Origin of the sequence: Aquimarina latercula DSM 2041, assembly GCF_000430645.1 — a bacterium.
Taxonomy (GTDB): Bacteria; Bacteroidota; Bacteroidia; order Flavobacteriales; family Flavobacteriaceae; genus Aquimarina; species Aquimarina latercula.
Window position 1 is genome coordinate 429,831 of the sequence record NZ_AUMK01000003.1, and the last position, 15,648, is coordinate 445,478.

15 protein-coding genes and 1 pseudogene are annotated in these 15,648 nt (G+C 30.1%); 12 read left to right on the forward strand and 4 right to left on the reverse strand.

What is annotated here, in order from left to right:
- Positions 1-245 precede the first annotated feature (245 nt).
- The 6 genes and pseudogenes from H526_RS0102090 to H526_RS0102115 all read left to right on the forward strand — a co-directional run bounded on the left by H526_RS0102090 (position 246) and on the right by H526_RS0102115 (position 4,499).
- Positions 246-677, forward strand: coding sequence for an RrF2 family transcriptional regulator (locus H526_RS0102090; protein WP_027391456.1), 432 nt, complete (start codon positions 246-248; stop codon positions 675-677).
- Between the two features lie 42 nt (positions 678-719).
- Entirely contained in the window at positions 720-1,163 is a 444-nt protein-coding gene (locus tag H526_RS0102095; RefSeq protein WP_027391457.1) for a hypothetical protein, read from the forward strand.
- A 3-nt stretch (positions 1,164-1,166) separates the two neighbouring features.
- Complete coding sequence (locus H526_RS0102100) at positions 1,167-1,487, forward strand: hypothetical protein (protein ID WP_027391458.1); 321 nt, start codon at positions 1,167-1,169, stop codon at positions 1,485-1,487.
- A 4-nt stretch (positions 1,488-1,491) separates the two neighbouring features.
- Entirely contained in the window at positions 1,492-1,827 is a 336-nt protein-coding gene (locus tag H526_RS0102105; protein WP_027391459.1) for a cupin domain-containing protein, read from the forward strand.
- Between the two features lie 20 nt (positions 1,828-1,847).
- Positions 1,848-4,050, forward strand: a pseudogene (locus H526_RS28090) (nitric-oxide reductase large subunit).
- A 53-nt stretch (positions 4,051-4,103) separates the two neighbouring features.
- Positions 4,104-4,499: a group III truncated hemoglobin gene (locus tag H526_RS0102115; RefSeq protein ID WP_027391460.1), complete on the forward strand. Its 396-nt coding sequence runs from the start codon at positions 4,104-4,106 to the stop codon at positions 4,497-4,499.
- A gap of 398 nt (positions 4,500-4,897) precedes the next feature.
- Here the strand turns inward: H526_RS0102115 and H526_RS0102125 are convergent, their stop codons facing one another.
- The 4 genes from H526_RS0102125 to H526_RS0102140 all read right to left on the reverse strand — a co-directional run bounded on the left by H526_RS0102125 (position 4,898) and on the right by H526_RS0102140 (position 7,935).
- Positions 4,898-5,131, reverse strand: a complete 234-nt coding sequence (locus H526_RS0102125; protein ID WP_035084115.1) for a hexameric tyrosine-coordinated heme protein — start codon at positions 5,129-5,131, stop codon at positions 4,898-4,900.
- An 11-nt stretch (positions 5,132-5,142) separates the two neighbouring features.
- A complete protein-coding gene (locus H526_RS0102130; protein ID WP_051335929.1) occupies positions 5,143-6,141 on the reverse strand; it encodes a catalase in 999 nt (332 codons plus the stop codon).
- A gap of 81 nt (positions 6,142-6,222) precedes the next feature.
- On the reverse strand, positions 6,223-7,071 hold the full coding sequence (locus tag H526_RS0102135; protein WP_027391464.1) for a helix-turn-helix domain-containing protein: 849 nt from the start codon (positions 7,069-7,071) through the stop codon (positions 6,223-6,225).
- Between the two features lie 567 nt (positions 7,072-7,638).
- Positions 7,639-7,935, reverse strand: coding sequence for a hypothetical protein (locus tag H526_RS0102140; protein ID WP_027391465.1), 297 nt, complete (start codon positions 7,933-7,935; stop codon positions 7,639-7,641).
- A 186-nt stretch (positions 7,936-8,121) separates the two neighbouring features.
- Here H526_RS0102140 and H526_RS0102145 point away from each other — a divergent pair, with 186 nt between their 5' ends.
- The 6 genes from H526_RS0102145 to H526_RS0102175 all read left to right on the forward strand — a co-directional run bounded on the left by H526_RS0102145 (position 8,122) and on the right by H526_RS0102175 (position 15,585).
- Positions 8,122-8,337, forward strand: coding sequence for a helix-turn-helix domain-containing protein (locus H526_RS0102145; RefSeq protein ID WP_027391466.1), 216 nt, complete (start codon positions 8,122-8,124; stop codon positions 8,335-8,337).
- 289 nt (positions 8,338-8,626) lie between these two features.
- Positions 8,627-10,102, forward strand: coding sequence for a coiled-coil domain-containing protein (locus H526_RS0102150; protein WP_027391467.1), 1,476 nt, complete (start codon positions 8,627-8,629; stop codon positions 10,100-10,102).
- A gap of 179 nt (positions 10,103-10,281) precedes the next feature.
- A complete protein-coding gene (locus H526_RS0102160; RefSeq protein WP_027391469.1) occupies positions 10,282-11,511 on the forward strand; it encodes an ApeA N-terminal domain 1-containing protein in 1,230 nt (409 codons plus the stop codon).
- Positions 11,504-11,629, forward strand: a complete 126-nt coding sequence (locus tag H526_RS32435) for a hypothetical protein (protein ID WP_281171928.1) — start codon at positions 11,504-11,506, stop codon at positions 11,627-11,629. The genes H526_RS0102160 and H526_RS32435 overlap by 8 nt, the downstream gene beginning before the upstream one ends.
- Complete coding sequence (locus H526_RS0102170; protein ID WP_027391470.1) at positions 11,626-12,225, forward strand: hypothetical protein; 600 nt, start codon at positions 11,626-11,628, stop codon at positions 12,223-12,225. The genes H526_RS32435 and H526_RS0102170 overlap by 4 nt, the downstream gene beginning before the upstream one ends.
- Before the next feature lie 1,083 nt (positions 12,226-13,308).
- The gene (locus H526_RS0102175; RefSeq protein ID WP_051335930.1) at positions 13,309-15,585 is read left to right on the forward strand and encodes a lytic polysaccharide monooxygenase; all 2,277 of its coding nucleotides are present in this window, start codon (positions 13,309-13,311) and stop codon (positions 15,583-15,585) included.
- Positions 15,586-15,648: the final 63 nt, after the last annotated feature.

The window sequence follows — 15,648 nt, forward strand, 5'->3', positions numbered from 1 at the left end:
TTTAAAAAAAGGTAATGGAACACTTATTATACGAACCGACGTGGTCCCTGAGCTTTTCGAATGGGTAGGAAGGAAGTATAATGTGTGTGGAATGGGACTATTTCTTAATTTATTATCGTATACTAAATATTTAAACAGTAATACTTATCTGGGTTATAAACATAACTTCAAGATTCAATATAAATATAGAGGATGTTTTTATCCTTTATAAAAAAGAAGTATATTTGTACTCTAAATTAGAGTATATGTTTTCAAAATCTTGTGAATATGGTCTTAGAGCAGTTATTTTTATTGCTCAACAAAGTTCCCTTAATAATAAAGTGGGTATGACTACCATTTCAGAACAGATAAATTCCCCACAAGCATTTACAGCCAAGATCTTACAACAACTTACACGTAATAATATTGTAAAATCTGTAAAAGGCCCCTATGGAGGCTTTACTATAGAAGAGCATATGATGGATACTAAATTAAGTCAAATAGTAAGTGTTCTTGATGGTGAATCGATATACAAAGGCTGTGGATTAGGGTTAAAGCAATGTGATGCTAATTCTCCTTGTCCATTACATTTCAAGTTTATAGAAATTAGAGATAATTTAAAAAATATGTTGGAAAGCACCTCTTTAAAATCTGTAATTAATGATATGAGTTTTGATACTTTGATTTTAAAAAGATAAAAATTTAATATATAAAAGGATAAAAAGATCCTTTAATCTTTTATGAAAATAAATAAATATATAATAGTATTAACTTTTGTTTGGATAGGCTTTGTTTGTGCTATAAGTTTTATGGAAGCATGGGTGAAATTTCAAGCACCTGGTATAACGACATCGTTGGGATTAAGCGTAGGGCAGGTAGTATTTAGAGCACTCAATAGAGTGGAAGTTTTTTTTTCTTTTCAAATAATAGTGCTAAACATTTTATACAAAAAAAATAGGTTGCGATTTATTAAAGATTTCATTTTTATTCCTGTAATAATTCTTGTAATCCAAACACTATGGTTATTACCAGCATTACATATAAGAGCGAACATAATCATAACAGGTAACAATCTACCTGAGAGTAATCTCCATTTTTGGTATGTAATACTAGAGCTCATTAAAGTAGTTTTTCTATTTGCTTATGGGATAAAAAGTTTGGTGAAAATTGATGTAAAGAAATAGTGTATGAATAATAAACTAAAAGTGACCATAATAGATATAGTTAACAAAATTCATGAAATCAATTTTAAACGCTTTGAATACCCAAATCTAATGGAGTTAATTATAGATAATTATTACGAAGAGATTGGTGATTGTGGAGGTAGAGCAATGTGTAGAACATGTTATGTAAAACTTATAGGGAATTACAATTTAGATATAGGTGATACACTAGGTATCAAATTTATTAACCCTCCAAAAACTCTGGAATTCTTATTTGCTTGTCAAATAATAGTAGATGAAAATATTAATAATATGACTTTTAAAATATTAAATGATAATGAATAAAAATATGAAAACAGCTTCACTAACAGAAAGTTTGATTTATAACGAAGACAAACCTGCAATAACAGTTTTACTAAAAACAGCAAATACAAAAGAAATTAGAATTGTGATGAAAAAAGGACAAGTAATGAAAGAACATAGAGCCCCTTTTCCGATAGTTGTTGAAATCTTTGAAGGCGTTTTAAATTTTGGTGTAAAAGGAGAAGCACAATTATTAAAAAAAGGAAACTTAATAGCATTGGAAGCTAATATTCCTCATGATTTAACCAGTATTGAAGATTGCATTATACGGCTTTCAGTTTCGACAGCAGATAGCGTACAAAGGGTTCAAAATTTAGCTTAATTAAAAAAAGTAACAATAAAATGAAAAAAGTTTGGATAACATTTTCTAGCGTGGTGATACTCTCCTTTATTGCATTAATATGGGTAGGAACAGAAGTATATCAAACACAACCTCCAATACCTGAAACAGTAATTATTAAAGAAACAGGTGAAATTATTTTAACCAAGGAGGATATTCAAATTGGGCAAAATGTTTGGGAATCAATAGGGGGGATGGAAGTAGGTTCTATATGGGGCCATGGAAGTTACGTAGCTCCAGATTGGTCTGCCGATTGGATACATAAAGAAGCCGTTTTTATGCTCAATTCTTGGGCAAAAAGAGATTATAATACAACCTACGAAAATTTAGATGTAGAAAATAAGGCAGCCATAAAAGCTCGTTTAATAAAAGATATAAAAACGAATACTTATAATTCTTTAACAGGAGCGATAACAATATCTAAAGATCGATATAAGGCCATTCTCGATAATTCAAAACACTATGCTCATATATTTTCAAAAGGGCATGAACAATATGCCATTCCTGAAGGGGCACTGGTTGATAAAGTTAAATGCTTTTTTATTCTGGACTTCTTGGGCAGCAAGTACTAATAGGCCTAATAAAGAATATACCTATACGTCTAATTGGCCACATGAACCTTTAATTAATAATACTATTACTCCGGATTCTCAGATATGGTCTGGATTCTCAGTAGTATTATTACTATTATTCATTGGGATCTTAACTTATTATTATATCCGTAATCACGAAAAAGGAGAAGCAGTTGTTCACCCTGAAAATGATCCTTTAGATAAGTTAGTACTTACAGGATCACAAAAATCGGTATTGAAATACTTCATAGTTATTTCTGGGCTAATAGCCTTGCAAGTTGTTTTAGGAGCTTTAACAGTACATTATACCGTTGAAGGTCAGGCATTTTTTGGTTTTGATTTATCAAGCATTTTACCATATTCTATTACAAGAACTTGGCACACACAATTAGCTGTATTTTGGATTGCAGCTACATGGTTGGCAACAGGATTGTTTTTAGCACCAATGATTAGTGGTAAAGAAATGAAATACCAAGTATTTGGAATCAACTTTCTGTTTGTAGCGCTACTAGTTATTGTATTGGGTTCTATGCTTGGAGAATGGCTGGGAGTACATCAATTTTTAGATTTAACTACTAATTTCTTCTTCGGTCATCAAGGATATGAATACATGGATCTAGGAAGGTTCTGGCAACTATTTTTAGCTGTTGGATTGGTCTTATGGGTTGTAATGGTTGGTAGACATGTATTATTTGCCATTAAAAAAAATGATAATTCGAAACATTTATTAATCATTCTTTTAATATCTGTAATTGCTATTGGTATGTTCTTTTTTTCTGGATTAATGTATGGTGAAAATAGTAGTTTACCTGTGATTAATTATTGGAGATGGTGGTTGGTACACCTTTGGGTAGAAGGTTTCTTTGAGGTTTTTGCTACCGTAATTATTGCATTTATATTCTTAAGGATGAAAATTCTTTCTCCAAAAACAGCTGGTAGAGCCTCTATAGCATCGGCTACCATATTTTTAGCAGGAGGTATTATAGGAACATTACACCATTTATATTATTCAGGAACACCTGTACAAGCTATTGCATTAGGAGCAACATTTAGTGCATTAGAGGTAGTGCCACTAACGCTTATGGGATTTGAAATAAGAGAAAATTGGAACCTGTTAAAATCTAATCAATGGATTCAAAAATATAAGTGGCCTATATTCTTTTTTATCGCTGTAGCTTTTTGGAATATGGTAGGAGCAGGAGTATTTGGATTCTTAATTAATCCACCAATTGCACTCTATTATATACAAGGGTTAAATACAACGGCTGTACATGCACATACTGCCTTATTTGGAGTGTATGGTTTATTAGGCATGGGATTCATTATTATTTGTTTACGATTTTATTCAGATAGAGTTTGGGATACTATAAAACTGAAAAGAGCCTTTTGGTTATTAAATATTGGATTGGTAGCAATGGTAGTATTCAGTATGCTTCCTGTTGGAGTTATACAAGCTTATACATCAATTACTAAAGGATATTCTTTTGCGCGAGATGCTGAGTTATTGTATTCCCCAACTGTACAGACTTTAAAATGGTTACGTATGATTGGTGATGTCATTTTTTCTGGTGGGATTTTTTACTTCTGCTGGTTTACGATACAAGAAACTATCTATTGCATTAAAAAGAAATAGTAACCCTAATCAGCACAAGTATTTTAATACTTGTGCTGATAAAAAAACATGTAATGAAACAAATAGAAACAAGAGAAGATGTTTTTAAACTGGTATCTAATTTTTACCAACTCATTAGGAAGGATGATTTATTAGGTCCCATTTTTAACACGCATTTGTCAATTGATCAATGGCCTAAACATATAGAAAAACTCACTGATTTTTGGGTAACAACTTTATTTGGACAGGCTTGTTTTAAAGGAAACCCGAGTAAGGCACATATTACAGTAGATGCTGGTATGAAACATACCATGGAGCAGGTTCATTTTGGAACTTGGTTACAGCTTTGGTTTACTACTATCGATTCTTTATATGAAGGAGATTTGGCACAACGAGCTAAAGATGCTTCTCGAAAAATGTCAACAGGTTTATTGATAAACGTATTTAAAAATAGACCAAAAATTAAATAAATTTAAAAATTAAGACTATGAAAATTCACCAAAATTATTTGAATGAATATTCACAAGGTTTAATGGGTTATGCAGCTATAGCGATTATTGGTCAAAGCTGTTTAGGCTCAATAGCCGTTATGTATACATTAATGAACGGAAATGCATTTCCACAAATGTTTCAATTGTTTATAATAACTAGTATGTGTATGTTGTATAATGGAGCTATACTTTCACAACAAAAAGCAAAATGGAGTTTTAATCTGCTCCTTATAAGTATAATCAGTAGTATAATGTTTATAATTATAAATGTAGTATAACAATTCCTAATCTAAAATAGAATATTTAAAAAAAGAATAAAGCTACTTAGTATAAGTAGCTTTATTCTTTTTTTAAATATTAATGCTATTATTTCATTTCTATATCCAATAGTTATTTGCTGCAGAAATAGTTTGAAAATTTACTGCAATTACATGAGAAGCCATAGTTAATCCCGACGCATCGTTTGCATATTCTTTTCTTAATTTCTTTAATACTTCCATATCTGGTTGTGTTGATTTTACACCCATTCTAGAAAGCTTAATCGCAAGCTCATATCCTTCTTGAGGATTTTCAGTTTTTAAACTTGGGAGCCATAATTCATTATTTTTCATAGTTTTAATTTTTATTTATTTCTATTTTCTTGCATTCTTCGAATAAAAGAAGTGGCATATGTAGGTGATCTAAATTTAAGTACTGGGTCATCAGATGGTAGTATTCCTTTTTGTAATTGTAATGGATCAAAATTGGTATTATCGCATGCTCCTTGTATTGCTATTGCATTTATAGTTAAAGTTGCAGCCACAATTGTTTTGTGTTTTCCTGTCCACATAATCGCGGAGTCATTGATGGAATCATTTGTATTAGCGATAGTAATGACCATTTCCCAGACCAAAGGACCATTTTTGGTGAGTGTTTTTTCTAAGTCTTTATAAAAATTCACTTCTTTAGTTGTATCAATATTTACAATTTCATTCTTAGGAACAAAAGACCAACGTATGGCTGTTTTAATACCTTTATCATTTTCTAAATAGAAAGTGTTTACACTATTAAATTGATGATTAGCATAATTTTTTAAAACCTTAGGTTTTGATTTGTAGTGTGTTTTAAAATTTTTAAATTCTGGATGATCCTTTTTTAACTTATCAAAATCTTCGGCTTTGCCACTTACTTTAGCTTCCATTAATTGCAAAAAACCTTCAGGGCTACTTACAGGAAAGAAATCTAACGTATTCATACTAAATTTATGAATATTGCCATTCTCTAATAGTACTTCAAATGCCATACCATATTCCCCAGGTCCACTTTCATCCTTTTTTACTCCTCCTTTATGTGAAAATCTCCCATTAACTTTTAATGCCTTCTCACTAAAAATTCCATTTGTAGTTAGCTTTTTTATTGCTGGATCCTTTAAGGTTAAATCACCAGAAAAACAAAAACCACTAATATGATTTCGTCTTTTTCCTTCATGTATTCCAAATTTCTTTTCAAAAACATCAACAGTTTTAGTAGTTAATGAACTATCCACAATGGGTACAGAAGTATTTTCTTTTTTTATATCATTTTTACAAGAAACTATGATTAAAATAAAAAGGATCAGTTTTACTATATTTAAATGTTTCATAACTATATATTATAAGTTTGAAACAAAGGTATATGCTTATGAAACATGAATAAAAGGAGTATCAATCCAAAATATGGATAATTAAACCAATCTATTGTCTTTCAGTTGTTTTCTAAATTCTTTAGGTGATACGCCACTATACTTTTTAAATACTCTAGTAAAATAAAGAGGGTCATTAAAACCAACTTCGTAGGCAATATCTTTAATGGAATTATTGGTTAAGAATAGTTTGTTTTTCGCAGTAGCAATTCTTTTCAAGTTTATTATTGTTACTAAACTATTTTGAAAGTATTTTTTACAAAGCCTATTAAAAGTTGTTAGAGAAACATCTAATTTTTTTATATAAAATTCTGGGGAAGATTCTGTTACAAAATAGTTGTCTACGAGACTTTCTATTTGATGATATAAATTATCTTTTGAAAATGGTAAGTTTTGTTGCAGTCTCTTTTTTTTAATCCTAACGGCATGTATTAAAAACATTTTTAATTGGCTAGAGACCATATCTAACTGGCCAATTTCTTTAACAGAAAGTTCATTATTTAATGCTATAAAAAACTCATAAAGTTTGTTGAATTCAAGTTCAGAACACCTTAGGAGTGTGTCATTATAAAAATTATTGAACAAAAGACCTTGACAACCTATATCTTTAGCATGTATGTCAACACAAAAAAAGTCGGGGTGAAATTGAATAAAAAAACCTTTAAAATGACCATCCAAATATAATTTTTGATACGGATAATAAAATAAAATGTAATTGTCTTTAATATCCTTGTACTGACCATCCAAAACTATTTGACCATTAGATTTTGTAAAGAAAAAAATGCCATAAAAATTGGGTCTTTCATAAAAAAGTGTATCAATTACTTTTTGTGAAAGCTCCATAGTTACTAATACTTTTTCGTTTTTTTTATTAAAAAGTATGTTATTCATTATTTACCTTTTTAAGACACTTTTATTTTTCTTGTTAAAAATTCTTTGTAAATATAAATGTAAGTAGGATATTAATTAAATTATATGAAATGTTTCTAGATTCATGCACTACGGGTTCTATAATCACCAGCAATTTTACACCTAGATGATGCGTAGGCAAAACGGCCTTAGAAAACTTTGACACAAAAGTTTTATGCAGCATTGATTTTTTGTTTAGCTCACGCGTTTATGTTTTATAGGAGTTCGTGAATCTCCTAAAGCCGATTTGTCTATCGATATAAAACACCCAACGGTGTTATGATATCTGCAACTATGTAAAATGCAAGCATCCGTCAATTTGCTTACAATATATATTTGTACTATAATGTACTTGCGTTATGTCACTTTGCTTTGGTAAAAGCAAAGTTTTAATCTCTACATATTCTTTAAAAGTTTTCTAATGAAATGTTTCTTTAAAAAAAGGTAATGGAACACTTATTATACGAGCCGACGGCAGGAGGGGAGTGTAATGTGTGTGTAATGGGTAATTATCTAAAATATTTAAATCAAAAGCACAAAGTTAAACACTTATAAATCAATAAGATATTTTAATCGGCTATAGCATTCTTTTGCTAAAGGTTTTAAAGATTGCCCATCTGGTGTAATATCACAATCAATAGATCTATTCATAAAAGAAGAATATGTTTCTGCCAAATAGTCATTTATTTTCTCTTTCGGTACATTCATTAGTTGATAGATTACTTCCAAAATAGCAAGATGATAAGTGCTCAATCCATCTAACCCTATACTTTCTAAACCATACAATAATTGACTATGTTTAAGATCTTGCTGTATTAAATCAATGATTAATTGTTCATTTTTCATAGAATTATTGGGTTTTTAAGGTATATAATTTGTCTGTTTATAAAAATAAAATACATTTTTTATAATAAATTATTCCGAATATAAGAACAAATATACTCAAAAACGGACAAAATAGTTTACTCCAATTTAGAAAATCGGATAAGAATAACCTAATACCTAAATTTATGTTCTTAAAAACAGACAATAATGACAGACTTAGGGTTATATCTTTCTAGAAAATCTGTAAACAGATCAGATGTTTCTCGTAAAACGGGAATAAGCAAAACTCGCCTGAGTGAATTGTCTAATAATCGTAGAACAAAATTGCGTGTTAACGAGCTATATTTAATAGCATTAGCAATCGATGTTGATCCTTGTGAAGTTCTTAAAGAAGTTTGTAAAGATTTAGAATTGAAGAACTAAATAAATCATTTCTGTTTTTTAATATGCCAATTTGTTATATTATATGAATCTTCCTCATAAAAATTTCTTAAAAAAATATAATGAATACGCTTTGCCCGAAGCTACGATAGGAGTGTATATTGAATAATTAAACACTAGGACAACTTAATTTTAACCTTTGTTAATAGATCTGTTGATAATTCCTACATACTAGTGATTATAGCAAGACAATCAAACCTTAAATTTATATATTCAATTAACTATAATTTCCCCATAATTGTTAATGTATATTAATAGAAATAAATAATTTATGAGTTTTTTTAAAAGATCGAATACCGAACAAATAGAATTCTTAGAAAAAGAAAGATTAAAGCTATGGGAGCGTATAGAAGATCTGGAAAAATTAACTAAACAATTAAATAAACGTACTCCAGAAATTGTAAAAGAAGTTACACAAAATTCTAGAAAAGTATCTGAGTTTAGAAACAAAACTGAAGCCAAATTAAATGAAACGAATACACTTGTTGAACAATTATCGAATGAATTGGAATCTGCTAGAAAAATAAAGAATGAAATTAATGATTTTAATAATGAAGCTAATCAGCAAAAACTTGCCGTCTATAAAACTAAAATTAGATTAGATGAAGCAGAATCAGAGTTTGAAGAAAAGCTTGAAACAATTAACTCTCGAATAGGTAATATAGATATTATTCTTGAGAAATATCCAGATCTAGAATCGCAGCTTTCTGAAATTGATGATTTTATATTAAAAATAGAAAATAATGTAGAAAAATCAAGTGTGAGTCTTAATGCTTTAAATAAACGTAAAAAAGATATTGATGATCTACATAGAGAAGTCTTTGGATATACTCAAACAGATGAAGAAACAGGAGAAGAGAATAAAATAGAAGGGTTAAAAGATGAATTAGATTCTTCTTATGAAGTTCTAAAAGAAAAAATAGATGAGTCTTTTGAGAATGTCGAAGGTTTAAATACAAACTATCAGGGTAAATATGAATCTTTTGAAAAAAAATACAAAAGTGAATATGATTCTTTTCAAGAAGAATATAAAAAGAAGTATCAGAAGATTAATGATGATATATCAAAATTACTTCCATCTGCTATGACCGCTGGTTTAAGTTCTGCTTTTTCAGGTAAAAAAGAAGATGAAGTAAAATCATTTAAAAAAATGCAACGCAATTTTAATATTGGTATTTTTCTAATGGTTCTTGTGAGTGTTATTCCAGTTTTTGTTAGTCTAAAATTTTTAAGTGCTGGACTTTCTTTTGAAGACGTCATATATAAACTTCCAAGAGTAGTATTATCAATAATCCCTATGTATATTCCTATACTTTGGTTTACCATATCTGCGAGTAAAAAAATGAATCTTTCTAAACGTTTAATTGAAGAATATTCTCATAAAGAAGTTCTAAGTCGAACTTATGAAGGGTTATCTACTCAGATTGAAAATTTGGAAGATTCTGAACAGTCAGAAGAGCTCAGATTTAGACTTTTAACAAACTTTTTACAGGCGTCATCAGAAAATCCAGGTAAACTAATATCCAATTACGAAACATCAGACCATCCAGTAATGGAAGCCTTAGAGCAAAGTTATAAATTTCAGATGACAGTAGATAAACTTCAGGGGATTCCAGGAATGGGAAAAATGGCAGCAATTATTGAACGTAAAGCCAAGAAAAAGATAGCAGAAAAAAAAGGTGTAATTGATAACGCACTATCTGATGTTGAAGATGAGTTGGAATTAGATGTTGAAAATGACGAGTAAGTATTTAAATATTTTAGAGAATCAGCATTTTAAATTGAGTGTTGAAGAAGGTGAGTTAAAAGAAATGCAAATAACGCAACAAGTACAAAATAGATTAGATCAAATTTTATTAAAAAAGAAAACTCTTGAATCAGAGATTAGGAAGATTATTTTAAAATTAAAAAATTCCTGAAATTATATTGAAAAAAGATAAAAAATATTATGGTGATATTTGGTTTGTAGGTAAAGAAGACCAAAAACAATTTTGTGTTCTCTTTTTTAAAGATGATGATATATTTCTTGAAACAAATCTTTGTTCTGAAAAAATAGTTTATAAAGAATTACAAATTATAGGCACATTCACAGGTGTTGGTTATGTAACATTTATTGATTGTAGAATTCAAAGTTCCTCTTCTGGTATCTCTGAATTAAGGGTATATAGACCTAAATATACATTCACAAGTCCACATCATTTTGTTAATGCAATTGATTTAAAAATTAAAGAATTTCTTATTGTAAATGATGCTATTGTTAAATGGGTTAATTTTATGAATTGGTTCGATACTCAAACAAATACCTTATCAACGAAAGAGTTTAAAGATAAATTCAAAATTGAAAAAGAAGGACTAATAATTGAAATTCAACATTACATCAATTATCATTCAAAAAATCGTTCGGAACTTCATATAACAAACAAAGGAGCCATAAAATTCACTTTAGATAAACCAGTTGCGATTCTAAAGGCTATTGAGATTTATAATCAGTTCCAAAAAGTATTACAGTTATTAAGAGGTGGCTCGGAAAAATTTAGTGAGTTTAATTTTAAGTGTCTTAGTTGCAATGAATGGCAAGATATTTATTATAATGATAAAAATCTATCTAAAAAAACATCTTCTTTTGTTAATACAAATTATGATGAGATAACAGATGATTTGAATAAAGTTTTGAAAGTATCTTATAATGATAATGACTTTAGATTTTGCCTAGATAGATTGATGGAGAACTTTATTACAAACCATTCTAGTCATAGTAAAAGATTTACAAATAGCATATCAGCATTTGAGGCATTTTGTAAAATATACTCTGGTATTAACCCTCCAAACCTAAAGAAATATATAAAACACTATGAACCTGTTTTTAAATTAATAGGAAAACTAACCGAAAATGATTGGGAAACGTTTCCTAGTAAACTAATAAGATCTAGGAATTATCACGTTCATAGCAATTTAAATAATAAAAATATTTTTACTGATTTCGAGCTATTATATATTAGTTTTTTAATTGATTATGTTATTGGATATCTACTTTTAAAAAACATAGATGTTTCTAATTTATTACTGGATAAATTTATAATGCACGGTAATTCTGTTTATATAGATATGAAACGTACTAATCAAATATTAGGTACAAATCCATTAGAAAATGAATAGTGAATATTTAAAATACGAGCTAAAAGAATTTAATTTAGAATTATCTTCAAAACCAAATGGGAGGGAAGGAGTTGATTTTTTAATAGGAGATTACCAATTAGGAGATTACCAATTATGAATATAAAAGATGAAATCTTAGTCATACACAAGGTTTTTGAGTCCATAAGTAATAAAGTTGTGTCTGAAACTGATGATAGGATCATTAAAACATTTAAAATAAGTGACTTACCTAACCATAAAGACTTTACTATAGATGTAAATACACACGCAAATTCGAGAAACATATTTACCGAGTTGGATAAAATAAAATGTGATTGTTTATATTGGTTTGATTTAAAAACAGTTGAACAAGCGAAGGAATTAAATAGCCTTTTAAATAAATATAGAGAGACTAACATAAAAGGGACTGAAAGTTATAGAAGTGTGCCTGCAACAAACAAAAATGATAATAGTAATGTTTTATATGTAGGTATTCGTCGTGGTGGCTATACTAAAAAATGGAATTTAACAAATATCACAGGAAGAATTAATCAACACCTTGGTTATTATCATAATGGAAACACACAAGGTTTGCAATTAATACACTTTGCAAAAGATTGTGATTTTGATATAACAATTAACGTTATTAAAATTGAAAGTTCCAATAGTATTTATCTAAATATAATTGAGAAAATAGTTGCACAAAAATTAAAACCTCTTTGTGGCAGACATTAAACATTATGTAAAATAGAACCTAAAAGTTTAAAACCGGCCTCAGAAAACTTTGGCACAAACAATAGGTAAAGGAGCGTCAATAAGAATGTCTAATCCGAGTTCTTTGGTTAGCATGTGTATAGAAATTATCTCGTTAGAGTAATTTTATACTTATGCGGTAACGTCACGAGAATGGCATAAAAACTTTTTTCACGCATGATTAATCAAATACGCGATTTATAATGCACCTAAAAGTGTTTGCTTTTTTTGGCGTTGGCTATGTGGCTGAATATTGTGTGTAGAATAAAATGCCAGAAGCATTTTGTTATACAAAACAATCGAGCGCATAGGCAGCGGCAATTTTACATAACGGCAAATTATAGCTACAAATGTGAGCAGGATGTTTCAACAATAGTTTTTTTGGAATTATGATGACCCCAGTAGCTACGATTATAATGAAATAGAATTATCCTGGGATATTTTACACGAGTTTTTATAATTGATCATAAAATCAATTTTAAATATCTGCGGGATGATGCGGCTGGGGACATTATAGCTACTAATAATAAACTGGCTTGCGTAAAACGGCTGTTACATAAATGCTTACGATATAGACCTAAAGGCGCTATATCTGCATCTATGTAAAATAGAACAGAAAAAGTTCTATTCGCCGTTTTACTCATATATTATATTTGTACTATAATTTATATTATGTAAAATAGAATATTTTAAACCATACTCTATATCAATTTCCTCATCATTATGTATTGTTTATATATAAATTCATCAATTAGTATCAATATTCGTAATTCTCATAAATCGATTATTCCGTACAATCGTACAGAAATTTTCAAATACGCGATTCTCAGCGATTAGGATTTTATACATCTTTATACCTATATAATTCTTCTTGTAGGCATTTCTATATACATAAAATGAAAACTGTTAAACACAATCCTCAACTAATTCTGATTTATGTTAAATATGAATTTAAAAAATGTTAATTAGTTGACAACAACAATCCTAAATAGTAATTTCATAATTGTTATTGAACCACCCTGTTTTTTTGATACGTAAATTCAATACTAACAATTCAATAACAACATGAAAAAAACAAACTCTAAAACCAAAACTTTAGGTTGGATGATTTCCTACCTAAGAAAATGGTCAACGTCTTTATTGCTGTGCGTTGCCTTTATTTTCCCAAGCCTTCAGACTATTTTTCCGCACGGTACTGTAACAAGTCCTCCTAGTAGAGTCTGGATTTGTTTTCAAGAAAATCCCGAGAGTCCCGATTCGCCCGCCTGTATTGATGCTGTAGCTATGTATGGTACGCAAGCATTATATGACTGGAACGAAGTTGCACGTATGGATGCTAATGGTATGCATCAAGCCATTATTGCGGATGGTAATCTTGCTAGTGCAGGACGTCCTGATAAGTATGGTGGTCTTGATCAAGTACGTGATGATTGGGTTACCACGCCGGTAACTCCTGGCCCATTTACGGTAACATGGACAAATTCTGCTCCCCATCAAACATTGTATTATAGAGTGTATATTACGAAAGCGAGCTGGACTCCGGATCAACCTTTAACCTGGGATAACCTTGAACTTCTTGTAGAAACAGAACCGAGAGAAGCATCTGCTACTGACAATATAGATGTTGTACTTCCTGCTAGAACTGGTAAACACGTTATTTATAGTATTTGGCAACGATCGCTTACAGAAGAAGCTTTTTATTCTACTAGTGATGTTGATTTTGGTCTAACAACAGAACCACAACCTCCTGTAGCATTGTTTACTAGTGATAATGGTCGATGTGGCGGCCCAGATGTGGAGTTTGATGCCAGTGATTCCTTTGATCCTAACGGAGATGCGTTGACTTATTCTTGGGACTTTGGAGATGGTACAACTGCAGAAGGTGTTACCGTTTCTCATAGCTATACCAATCTAGATAGCGCTGCAGTAACCTTAACAGTTAGCGATGGTGTTTTTAGTAGCGGTGTGGTACAAACAATTGACTTAGTGATAGATACCGATTGTGAAGAAATAATTTGTCCTTTTGATACACCAAGAGCCTCTCCTCTACCTTCTGTAAACAGTTCGTATTCAAATATTTATGTATTGGGAGATAATGGTCCTAATTTAGATAATATAGCCAATTGTTCTATCAATTGGGATTTAGGGAACAATGGTTTATATCAATTTTCATTTAGTACCAATAACGGTATTCCGAACTGGTATAATGATTTAATTGAAATATCTACACAAAGCTTTAATGCCGCTGAGGCACAACTTACTATTGCGGGTTCTAGTTTTGTAGGATTAGATGGAAGTTATTATGTAACCTTAGACGGAGATAATCTGGTGTTAGTTTCTACTACAGGAGATTTTACTATTTATTGCAGTAATTCTGATATAGCTCCGCAATGTGGTGATATTATCGATCCAGTAAATACTGCTCCTATAGCTATGCTAACTGCTACACCAACAACTGGAGTTACTCCTTTGGATGTAGTATTAGATGCTTCTGGATCAACTGATGCAGATAATGATATCCTAACTTATAGTATTGATTACGGTGATGGAACTTTTGGATCAGATGCTACTTCTACACATACATACACAACAGGTGATTATACTGCCACTGTTACGGTTAGTGACGGAAATGGTGGTACTGATACTGCTTCTGTTATGATTACAGTTACAGATGATATTATAGATCCACCTACTGGTGATTGTTCTTTTGGTGCGCCAATCGAAACTTCTTTGGTAAGTATAAATACATCTTACGATAATGTATACGTTTTGGGTACTGGTGGTCCAGATTTAAGCAATATTAATTTGTTTACACTAAACTGGAATTTAACTAATAATGGTTTATATCAATTTTCTTTTAATTTAGATATAGCTCCTTGGTATATTGATTTCTCAGACGCTGTACAAAACTTTAATCAACCGAATCCTCAAATTTCTTTGGTAGGTACTGGTATTCCCGGCTTGGATGGAGATTACTTTGTAACTATAGATGAAAGAAACTTTGTATTAGTAGCTAAAGATTACACTATTTATTTTAGTGATTCTACTACAGCACCAGTGTGCGAAACTGCTATAAATAGAGAGAATGAAATAGAAAACAAGCTCTTCGAAATGTTTCCGAATCCTGCAACTGGTAGTGTTTCAATAAAAAACACGACGGATTTAAAGAATAGCATCATTATGATTTCTGACCTGAGCGGAAAGAAATTAAAATCAGTAAGAGTACCAACAAGTACTACCGAAATGATAATTGATATTTCTGGAATTAAATCTGGATTATATTTGGTTAATATTTTGGATAATTCTGGTGGTAAACGTAGTTTAAAACTAGTTATCAACTAAGGGCTTGTTCTCTTAGAATAGCATAAATTTTATGAACAACCTTCTAAATTTTAGAAGGTTGTT

Excerpts from the sequence above, each read along its gene's own strand:
- H526_RS0102105 (WP_027391459.1), top strand. The coding sequence starts at position 1,492 with ATGAAAACAGCTTCACTAACAGAAAGTTTGATTTATAACGAAGACAAA.
- H526_RS32435 (WP_281171928.1), top strand. The coding sequence starts at position 11,504 with ATGAATAGTGAATATTTAAAATACGAGCTAAAAGAATTTAATTTAGAA.
- H526_RS0102170 (WP_027391470.1), top strand. The coding sequence starts at position 11,626 with ATGAATATAAAAGATGAAATCTTAGTCATACACAAGGTTTTTGAGTCC.
- H526_RS0102175 (WP_051335930.1), top strand. The coding sequence starts at position 13,309 with ATGAAAAAAACAAACTCTAAAACCAAAACTTTAGGTTGGATGATTTCC.
- H526_RS0102135 (WP_027391464.1), bottom strand. The coding sequence starts at position 7,071 with ATGAATAACATACTTTTTAATAAAAAAAACGAAAAAGTATTAGTAACT.
- H526_RS0102115 (WP_027391460.1), top strand. The coding sequence starts at position 4,104 with ATGAAACAAATAGAAACAAGAGAAGATGTTTTTAAACTGGTATCTAAT.
- H526_RS0102145 (WP_027391466.1), top strand. The coding sequence starts at position 8,122 with ATGACAGACTTAGGGTTATATCTTTCTAGAAAATCTGTAAACAGATCA.
- H526_RS0102100 (WP_027391458.1), top strand. The coding sequence starts at position 1,167 with ATGAATAATAAACTAAAAGTGACCATAATAGATATAGTTAACAAAATT.
- H526_RS0102095 (WP_027391457.1), top strand. The coding sequence starts at position 720 with ATGAAAATAAATAAATATATAATAGTATTAACTTTTGTTTGGATAGGC.
- H526_RS0102090 (WP_027391456.1), top strand. The coding sequence starts at position 246 with ATGTTTTCAAAATCTTGTGAATATGGTCTTAGAGCAGTTATTTTTATT.
- H526_RS0102125 (WP_035084115.1), bottom strand. The coding sequence starts at position 5,131 with ATGAAAAATAATGAATTATGGCTCCCAAGTTTAAAAACTGAAAATCCT.
- H526_RS0102140 (WP_027391465.1), bottom strand. The coding sequence starts at position 7,935 with ATGAAAAATGAACAATTAATCATTGATTTAATACAGCAAGATCTTAAA.
- H526_RS0102130 (WP_051335929.1), bottom strand. The coding sequence starts at position 6,141 with ATGAAACATTTAAATATAGTAAAACTGATCCTTTTTATTTTAATCATA.
- H526_RS0102150 (WP_027391467.1), top strand. The coding sequence starts at position 8,627 with ATGAGTTTTTTTAAAAGATCGAATACCGAACAAATAGAATTCTTAGAA.